The sequence below is a fragment of the Streptomyces sp. WAC06614 genome, assembly GCF_003949795.1.
GTDB lineage: Bacteria > Actinomycetota > Actinomycetes > Streptomycetales > Streptomycetaceae > Streptomyces.
In genome coordinates this window covers 1-7,170 of record NZ_RPRY01000337.1, presented here as the reverse complement: position 1 = coordinate 7,170, position 7,170 = coordinate 1, and the positions used below count along the sequence as shown (strand labels likewise).

The 7,170-nt window shown below is 74.4% G+C and carries 6 protein-coding genes; 1 reads left to right on the top strand and 5 read right to left on the bottom strand.

Features of this window, described 5'->3' with window-relative positions; genetic code table 11:
- Positions 1-42: 42 nt before the first annotated feature.
- From purB to EF918_RS29915, 4 genes are all read right to left on the bottom strand, one after another.
- A complete protein-coding gene (gene purB, locus EF918_RS29930; RefSeq protein ID WP_125652067.1) occupies positions 43-1,476 on the bottom strand; it encodes an adenylosuccinate lyase in 1,434 nt (477 codons plus the stop codon).
- Positions 1,477-1,561: 85 nt separating this feature from the next.
- Positions 1,562-2,335: an SGNH/GDSL hydrolase family protein gene (locus tag EF918_RS29925; protein ID WP_125652066.1), complete on the bottom strand. Its 774-nt coding sequence runs from the start codon at positions 2,333-2,335 to the stop codon at positions 1,562-1,564.
- Positions 2,336-2,377: 42 nt separating this feature from the next.
- Complete coding sequence (locus EF918_RS29920) at positions 2,378-3,397, bottom strand: hemolysin family protein (protein WP_125652065.1); 1,020 nt, start codon at positions 3,395-3,397, stop codon at positions 2,378-2,380.
- A complete protein-coding gene (locus EF918_RS29915) occupies positions 3,394-4,743 on the bottom strand; it encodes a hemolysin family protein (protein ID WP_125652064.1) in 1,350 nt (449 codons plus the stop codon). Before EF918_RS29915 ends, EF918_RS29920 begins: the two co-directional genes overlap by 4 nt.
- A gap of 221 nt (positions 4,744-4,964) precedes the next feature.
- On the opposite strand from EF918_RS29915, the gene EF918_RS29910 reads away from it, so the two are divergent.
- Positions 4,965-5,387: a GNAT family N-acetyltransferase gene (locus EF918_RS29910; protein ID WP_125652063.1), complete on the top strand. Its 423-nt coding sequence runs from the start codon at positions 4,965-4,967 to the stop codon at positions 5,385-5,387.
- A 538-nt stretch (positions 5,388-5,925) separates the two neighbouring features.
- On the opposite strand, the gene EF918_RS29905 is transcribed toward EF918_RS29910, so the two are convergent.
- Complete coding sequence (locus EF918_RS29905) at positions 5,926-6,693, bottom strand: urease accessory protein UreD (RefSeq protein ID WP_185921981.1); 768 nt, start codon at positions 6,691-6,693, stop codon at positions 5,926-5,928.
- Between the last annotated feature and the right edge of the window lie 477 nt (positions 6,694-7,170).

Here is a 7,170-nt window from a genome sequence, read left to right as displayed (position 1 = left end):
GTGGGTGGGTGCCGCGCTACGGGGTTCGGGTCGGGGCGGTCGTCAGAGGATGGAGCCGGGGGTGTAGCCGGCGGCCTCGGGGTGCTGCTTGGTGATCTCCTCGATGCGGCCGACGATCGCGGCGACCTGGTCGCCCGCCGCGCCCGTGAAGGAGAGCTTGTCGGCCATCAGCGCGTCGAGCTCGGCCCGGTCCAGCGGGATGCGCTCGTCGGCGGCGAGCTTGTCCAGCAGCTCGTTGCGCTCGGCGCCCTGCTCGCGCATGGCGAGGGCGGAGGCGACCGCGTGCTCCTTGATGGCCTCGTGGGCGACCTCGCGGCCGACCCCGGCCCGCACGGCGCCCATCAGGACCTTGGTGGTCGCCAGGAACGGCAGGTAGCGGTCGAGCTCGCGGGCCACGACCGCGGGGAATGCGCCGAACTCGTCGAGGACGGTCAGGAAGGTCTCCAGCAGGCCGTCGAAGGCGAAGAACGCGTCCGGCAGGGCCACGCGGCGCACCACGGAGCAGGAGACGTCGCCCTCGTTCCACTGGTCGCCGGCCAGCTCGCCGGTCATGGAGGCATAGCCGCGCAAGATGACCATGAGGCCGTTCACGCGCTCGCAGGAGCGGGTGTTCATCTTGTGCGGCATCGCCGAGGAGCCGACCTGGCCCGGCTTGAAGCCCTCGGTGACCAGCTCGTGGCCGGCCATCAGCCGGATGGTCTTGGCGATCGAGGAAGGAGCCGCGGCCAGCTGCACCAGGGCGGTGACCACGTCGTAGTCCAGCGAGCGCGGGTAGACCTGACCGACGGAGGTGAAGGCGTGGGCGAAGCCCAGGTGGCCGGCGATCCGCTGCTCCAGCTCGGCGAGCTTGCCGGCGTCGCCGCCGAGCAGGTCCAGCATGTCCTGGGCGGTACCGACCGGGCCCTTGATCCCGCGCAGCGGGTAGCGGCCCAGCAGGTCCTCCAGACGGCCGTAGGCCACGAGCAGCTCGTCGGCGGCGGTCGCGAAGCGCTTGCCGAGGGTGGTGGCCTGGGCGGCGACGTTGTGCGAGCGGCCGGCCATCACCAGCTCGGCGTGCTCGGCGGCCAGCTTGCCCAGGCGGGCGAGGACGGCGACCGTACGGTCCCGGGCCAGTTCCAGGGAGAGGCGGATCTGGAGCTGCTCGACGTTCTCGGTCAGGTCCCGGGAGGTCATGCCCTTGTGGACGTGCTCGTGGCCGGCGAGGGCGTTGAACTCCTCGATGCGGGCCTTGACGTCGTGCCGGGTGACCTTCTCGCGCTCGGCGATCGAGGCCAGGTCCACCTGCTCGAGGACGCGCTCGTAGTCGGCGAGGGCCTGGTCGGGGACCTCGATGCCGAGGTCCTTCTGGGCGCGCAGGACGGCGAGCCACAGCCGCCGCTCCAGCGTCACCTTGTACTCGGGGGACCACAGGACGGCGAGCTCCGCAGAGGCGTAGCGGCCGGCCAGGACATTGGGGATGCGGGGCTTGGCTGTCACGTAAAGGGATTCTACTGGCGCCCGAGCTGTGTGTTTACGCAGGTCCGGGGCCTGCCTCCGGTTGTGGCTTGCTACGAGTCCCAGGTCACGCGGCGGGGTAGGGCAGCAGCTCCGGCCGCTTGGGCAGCCGGCCGTCCCCCGAGGAGCGGCCCGTCAGCCGGCGCCCGATCCACGGGAGGAGGTGCCGCCGCGCGAACTGTACGTCCTCGCGCCGGCGGACGGCCCAGCCCGGTACCCGGGCCGGCGGCAACTCCGCCCGCCAGTCCTCGGCGGGCGGGAGCCCCAGCGTCTGCCAGACGGCCTCGGCCACCCGGCGGTGGCCCTCGTCCGTCAGGTGCAGCCGGTCCACGTCCCACAGCCGGGGATCGCCGAGGGCCGGAGCACCGTAGAGGTCCACCACCAGGGCGCCGTGTCGCGCGGCGAGCTCCTCGATCACGCCGAAGAGCTCCTCCATGCGGGGCCGGAACCGTTCCATGACGGGACCGTTGCGACCCGGGGAGCGCATCAGCACCAGGTGCTTGCAGGAGGGCGCGAGCGTCTCCACCGCCTCGGTCAGCCGGGCCCGGACCCGGCCCATGTCGACCTTCGGCCGGAGCGCGTCGTTCAGCCCGCCCACCAGCGTCACCACGTCCGCCCGCATCGCGGCGGCCGTGCTCACCTGCTCGTCGACGATCTGGCCGATGAGCTTGCCGCGCACGGCCAGGTTCGCGTACCGGAAGCCCGGTTCCCGGGCGGCGAGGCGGCCTGCCAGCAGGTCCGCCCAGCCGCGGTAGGAGCCGTCCGGCAGCGCGTCGGACATCCCCTCGGTGAAGGAGTCGCCGAGCGCGACGAAACTGGTGTAAGACACATTCATCTCCATGGCGCCTGCGATGTTACCGCGCGGTTAGCCGACGCCGCAGGCTCAGGTGGCCGCAGGCCGGCCGAACAGCTCGCGCAGCACGTCCTCCATCGTCACCAGCCCCGCCAGAGCCTCGTCCGGCCCGAGCACGGCCGCCACGTGGGTCCGGCTGCGCCGCATCGCGGTCAGCACGTCGTCCAGCGGGGTCTCGGCCCGGACCTGCGCGATCGGCCGCAGCGCCGCCAACGGGAACGGCTCGTCCCGCGAGGGCGCGTCCAGGGCGTCCTTGACGTGCAGATAGCCGAGGATCATGCGGTCCTCGTCGACCACCGGGAAGCGGGAGTAGCCGGTCTGTGCGGAGAGCAGCTCCAGCTCGTCCGGAGTCAGTCCGAACCGTGCCGAGACCACGTCGCCGGCCGGCAGCACTACATCGGCGACCGGGCGCCGACCCAGCTCCAGCGCGTCGTGCAGCCGCTCGCTCGCCCGGTCGTCGATGAGCCCGGCCTCGCTGGAGTCCTTGACGATCCGCGCCAGCTCGTCGTCCGTGAAGGTCGCGGACACCTCGTCCTTGACCTCCACCCGCAGCAGCCGCAGCAGGGCGTTGGCGAAGGCGTTGACCGCGAAGATCACCGGCCGCAGGGCCCGGGTCAGGGCCACCAGCGGCGGGCCGAGCGCCAGCGCCGTACGCACCGGCTCCGACAGCGCGACGTTCTTCGGCAGCATCTCGCCGAACAGCATGTGCAGGTACGTCGCCAGGGCCAGCGCCACCACGAACGAGATCGCGTGGGTCACCCCGCCCGGCACGCCCACGGCGTCCAGCAGCGGTGTCAGCAGATGGGCGATGGCGGGCTCGGCCACCACGCCGAGCACCAGCGTGCACAGCGTGATGCCCAGCTGGGCCGCCGCCATCAGGGCGGACACGTGTTCCAGGGCCCACAGCACGCTGCGCGCACGGCGGTCGCCCTGTTCGGCGTAGGGCTCGATCTGGCTGCGCCGGACCGAGATCAGCGCGAACTCGGCGCCGACGAAGAAGGCGTTGACGACCAGCGTCGCCAGACCGATCAGCAGCTGGACGGCGGTCATCGCGCCTCCTCCTCGCGCTCGTCGTCCGTGGGGAAGGCCGCCTCGGTCGGTGCGTGCAGCAGCACCCGCGCGGCCCGGTGACCGGTGGCGTCCACCACGTCCAGCCGCCAGCCGTCCAGCTCCAGCCGGTCCCCGACCGCGGGGATCCGGCCCAGCCGGGTGGCCATCAGCCCGGCCAGCGTCTCGTACGGGCCTTCGGGTACGCGCAGGCCGATGCGTTCCAGCTGGTCGGTGCGGGCCGCGCCGTCGGCCGAGTACAGCAGCCGGCCGTGGGCGTCCGTACCGGCCGGGGCCAGGTCGGGGGTCTCGTGCGGGTCGTGCTCGTCGCGCACCTCGCCGACGACCTCCTCGACGATGTCCTCCAGCGTGGCGACGCCTGCCGTGCCGCCGTACTCGTCGATGACGACGGCCATCGTCCGGCCGCCGGACAGCCGGTCCAGGAGCCGGTCCACGGTCAGCGACTCGGGGACCAGCAGCGGCTCGCGCATCAGCCGGGCGACGGGGTGGCGGTGGCGCTCCTCGGCGGGCAGGGCGAGGACGTCCTTGATGTGGACCGTGCCGACGACGGTGTCCAGGTTGCCCCGGTAGACGGGGAACCGGGACAGGCCGGTGGCCATGGTCGCGTTCGCCACGTCCTCGGCGGTCGTGGTCACGTCCAGGGCGGTGACCTGGACCCGGGGGGTCATCACGTTCTCCGCGGTGAGGTCGGCCAGGTTCAGGGTCCGTACGAACAGTTCGGCGGTGTCCTTCTCCAGCGCGCCCTGCTTGGCGGAGTGCCGGGCCAGGGCCACCAGCTCCTGCGGGGTGCGGGCGGAGGCGAGTTCGTCGGCCGGTTCCATGCCCAGGCGCCGGACCATGTGGTTGGCGGTGGAGTTGAGGTGCCGGATGAACGGTTTGAAGGCCCGGCTGAACGTCCGCTGCATGGTGGCCACGCGCTTGGCGACGGCCAGCGGGGAGGAGATCGCCCAGTTCTTGGGGACCAGCTCGCCCACGACCATCAGGACGACGGTCGACAGGACGGTGCCCAGGACCAGGGCGGTGGAGGAGGCGACCGTGGCGGACAGCCCCATCGCCTCGAACGGCCCCTGCAGCAGGGCGGCGATGGACGGCTTGGCGATCATGCCGATGACCAGGCCGGTCACGGTGATGCCGAGCTGGGCGCCGGAGAGCTGGAAGGTCAGGCTCCGGACGGCGGACAGGGCGCTGTCGGCGCCGCGTTCGCCGCGCTCGACGGCCCGTTCGAGCTCGCTGCGCTCGACCGTGGTCAGGGAGAACTCGGCGGCGACGAAGGCTCCGCAGGCAAGGCAGAGCAGCAGCGCCACGAGGAGCAGAAGCACTTCGGTCATCGGTTCACCTCCGTCCCATGATCAGCCAGGAGGAGGGGAGTCGCGCGATGTCGGGTACTGGGAGGCTCGCCCATGGGCGGACGCTCACACCTTTCGTTGAGGCGGGGGGTGGGACGGGGGCTTCGACGGCCCTGGAGGACCGTTTCACCTCAGGGTAAAGGATGGGCAAAGCGACCGCCTCGATCGAACGGACGAACGAAGGGTGTGGTTGGCTTCCGGCCATGATCGAACTGACCGTGCGGGCGGCCACCGGGGCCGATGCGGAGACCGTGCTGGCGTTCTGGGCGGAAGCGGCCGAGGGCACGTCGATCACGGACGACGCGGCCGGCGTCACCGCGCTCGTGGCCCGCGACCCCGAGGCCCTGATCCTCGCCGAGTCCGAGGGGGCCCTCGTCGGCACGGTGATCGCCGGCTGGGACGGGTGGCGCTGCTCGCTGTACCGGCTCGCGGTGCATCCCGGACACCGCAGGCAGGGGATCGCCACCGCGCTCCTGACCGCGGCCGAGCGGCGCTTCCGGGAGGTCGGCGGGCGACGGGGCGACGCCATGGTGCTCGTCGCGAACGAGCGGGCCCACCGGGTGTGGGCCGCGGCCGGCTACCGGGTGGAGGAGCACTGGCGGCGCTGGGTGAAGCCACTGGGATGACCCGGGCCCTGGCCCTGGCGGGCCCTGGCCCTGGCGGGCCCTGGCCCTGGCGGGCCCTGGCCCTGGCGGGCCCTGGCCCTGGCGGGCCCTGGCCCTGGCGGGCCCTGGCCCTGGCGGGCCCCGGCCCGGCCGGCCTGGGCTTTGTTTGCCGGTGCCGTCCGGGTCGGAGCGAGCCTGCCGGCGTCGTCCCCGAAGGGCCGTTCCGGCCCTCGCGGGCCGTGCCTGGCCGGCCGTGCCCTGGGTGGCCGTGGCTGGCCGGCCGTTCCGGGTCGGGCGCCCCGGGGGCCGTCCGTGCCGGGCCGTGCGCCCTGGGGACGGGCCAGCCGGAGCGGTCCCTGGCGGGTCGTCCGCGCTGAGCCGTCCGTGGAGGGGCTCTGCCGACCTTGGCCCGTCCGGGCTGGAGCCGTCCGTGCCGGGGCCGTGCCTGCCCGGGCTGTGCCAGGCGGAGCTGGGCGTGCCGGGGCTGTGCGTGCCAGGCGGTCCGTTCCGCGTCGTGCGCTGTGGCAGGCCTTCTGCGCCCGGCCCCCGGCGGAACGGGTCACCAGCCGTGTTCTTGGATTGCTTTGTCGAGTACGGCGCGTAGGTGGAGGGCGTTCGGGGACAGGGCTGTGACCAGGACGGCCGGGCCGGGCAGGGGGGTGATGGCGGCCAGGTCGCCCAGGGGGCCGGCCGGGGGCGGGCGTTCGGCGAAGGCGGGGTCGACCACGAGCAGTTGGCCCAGTGCGCGGTGGCCGGCCAGGCCGGCCGGGCCGTCCCAGCCGCCGGGGGCGCCCGGGCCGCAAGCCAGTTCCTGGTCCAGCAGCGGACGGCCGGCCAGGGTGACGGTCAGTCGGCTGCGGAGCAGGCCGGGTTCCTCGCCGGTACGGCCGAGGACCTGCTCCTCGCGCAGCAGGAGCCGGGCGGTCGGGGCCAGATCGACGCGGGTGTGCACCCGCAGGTCGCTGCCACGGACCGAGACGAGGGGCTCGGGCAGCCAGCGCAGGCAGGTGTTCTCGGCGAGGCTGAGCCGGGTCTCGTAGCGGGCTGGGGCCCCGCTGCGCCCGGGCAGGGCCAGGGTGGCGGCGGCCGACCCCATACGGAGTCGGGCGCCGGCCCCGAGCTCGGCTTCGACGGTGAGGTGGTCGCCGCCGAGCGGGGCGCTCATCGCCCCGACCAGGGTGACCGAGGCCGCCGCGGTGTCGGCCCCGGCCCCGTCCCCGGCCCCCCGGGTCCGTCGTAGGGCGAGCGGGCCCTCGCCGGCGAGCAGGGGCAACGCGGTGCCGCCGCGGCCGTCGGCGACGGCCCGGATCCGTGCGGTGGCCCGCAGCCCGGTGACGCCCGGAACGGGCGCCGCCCCGCTGGCCGTCGCTGGACCGGGCCCTCCCGGGCCGGCCGTCGCCGGACCGGGGGTCGCCGGGCCGGCCGTGACCGGGCCGGCCGTTGTCGGACCGGCGGTTGCTGGGCCGGCCGCCTCCGGACGGGCCGCTGCTGGGTCGGCCGTGACCGGGCTGGCGGTCGTTGGCGCCGCCGGGCCGGCCGCCTCCGGACGGGCCGACACCGGGCTGGCTGCCGCTGGACCGGGCGCTCGCGGACTGGCCGTCGCCGGACTGGGCGTCGCCGGGCCGGCCGTTGTCGGACCGGCCGCCGCCGGGCTGGCCGTCACCGGGCCGGGCGACACCGGGCTGGCTGTCGCCGGGCCGGCGGCCACTGGACCGGGCTCAGCCGTGCTGGTCGTCGCTGGCGTCCCTGGATCGGGCGCCGTCGGGCCCGCCGGACCGGCCGCCGGGAGTGGCCGGGGCGGGGG